2 protein-coding genes are annotated in these 1849 nt (G+C 67.7%); both read right to left on the reverse strand.

Going from position 1 to position 1849, the window contains the following annotated elements; all coding sequences use genetic code 11:
- A partial coding sequence (locus CA983_RS43255) for an ABC transporter permease (protein WP_086606065.1) occupies positions 1-620 on the reverse strand: 620 nt, incomplete at its 3' end.
- Between the two features lie 3 nt (positions 621-623).
- The gene (locus tag CA983_RS43260) at positions 624-1763 is read right to left on the reverse strand and encodes an ABC transporter ATP-binding protein (RefSeq protein ID WP_244207352.1); all 1140 of its coding nucleotides are present in this window, start codon (positions 1761-1763) and stop codon (positions 624-626) included.
- Positions 1764-1849: the final 86 nt, after the last annotated feature.

The raw sequence follows: 1849 nt of genomic DNA on the forward strand, positions 1-1849 counted from the left end.
AGATAGATGGTCACGCGCCCGGCGCCCATGCTGGACGCCGCCGCGAGCAAGCGGCGGTCCACGCCGCGCATCACGCCGTAGAGCAGCAGCACGGTGTAGGGCAGCATCATGGAGGTGGTGCCGATGACCACGCCCAGTTCGTTGTAGAGCAGCTGGAACGGCGCCCCCGGTACCGACATGGCGGCCAGGGTCTCGTTCACCAGGCCCTTGTCACCCAGCAGGATGATCCAGCCGTAGGTGCGCACCAGGGCGCTGATGAAGTGCGGCACGACGACGACCAGCATGGCCAGGGCCGCCCACAGGGGCTTCAGCCGCGAGATCGCGTTGGCCAGGATGAACCCGAAGACGAGGCTCAACAGGGCCGTCTCCGCCGAAATCCGCAGGGTGGTGATCAGGACGGAGAGGTTGACGCCGGTCAGCGCCTCGGCGTACCAGTGCAGGGTGAGCGAGCCGTCGGCGTTCTTCAGGCTGAGGAACAGCGTGGTGAAGATCGGGTAGACGAACAGCACCAGCAGGTAGACGACGACGGGCAGTGCGTAGAGGATGCCGACGCGGGTCTTGCGCGAGGCCAGGAGCTTGCGCGGACGAGCCGGGGCGTTGGCGGTGAGGGTGGCGGCCATGGCTCACCCGCCCTGTTCGGTGGGGAAGAGGTTGACGTCGTCGGGGTCGACGGTGATGCCAATCCGCTCGCCGGTGACAGGCCCGCGGCCGGCCGGTACTTCCAGACGCAGCAGCGGCGCGTCACCGCCGTCGACGCGCACGCCCGCGCGCACCAACGTGCCCACATACGTGGCGGTCTCCACCGTGCCGGTACAGAAGCCGTCGTCGGTGGCGCAGGCCCGCAGCCGGCCCGGCTGGACGGCGACCTTGACCTGAGCACCGGAGGCCAACTGGTGGCGCCGTGCCTTGATCAGACCGCCACTCTTGTCGAGGCGGACCACGGTGTGTGCGTCGGTGTGCTGCTCGATGCGGCCGGGCAGGAAGTTGGCCGCGCCGAGGAAGTCCGCCACGAACGGGGTCCTGGGCCGTTCGAACAGCTCCCGGGGGGTGTCGAACTGCTCGATCAGGCCGTTGCGCATCACCGCGATGCGGTCCGACATGACCAGCGCCTCTTCCTGATCATGCGTCACATAGATGACGGTCAGGCCGAGTTCCTGCTGGATGGCCTTGATCTCGACCTGGAGCTGGTCACGCAGCTTCTTGTCCAGCGCGCCCAGCGGCTCGTCCATCAAGATGACCGGCGGACGGTAGACCAGCGCCCGGCACAGGGCGACGCGCTGCTGCTGTCCGCCGGACAGTTCCCGGGGGCGACGACTGCCGAAGCCGGACAGGCCGGCGATCTCCAGGGTCTCCCCCACCCGGCGGCGGATCTCGTCCTTCGGCACCCCGCGCAGCGTGAGCGGGAAGGCGACGTTCTCGCTGACCGTCATGTGCGGGAACAGCAGGTACTGCTGGAACACGAAACCGAGGTTGCGCTTCTGCGGGGCGAGCTTCGTGACGTCGCGGTCCCCGACGGTGATGGTGCCGGAGTCCGGTTCGCAGAAGCCCGCGATCATCATCAGGGTCGTGGTCTTGCCCGACCCGGAGGCGCCGAGGAAGGTGACGAACTCCCCGGCCGCGATCTCCATGGACGCCTCGTCGACAGCGACGACATCCCCGTACGTCTTGCGCAATGCCACCACCGACAGCGCTTTGCCCGTCGCGGTGGGCATCTTGCCACCGGCCACCTCGACGGACGGTGTGACTACTCCGAATTCAGCCACGAGCCCACTCCAGCCAGCGCTTGGTGACGGTGGCTTCGTTCTTGATCCACCAGTCGAGGTTCGCGTCGAAGCCCTTGTCGTAGTAC

This window comes from Streptomyces swartbergensis, from assembly GCF_002148965.1.
GTDB classification, from domain to species: domain Bacteria; phylum Actinomycetota; class Actinomycetes; order Streptomycetales; family Streptomycetaceae; genus Streptomyces; species Streptomyces swartbergensis.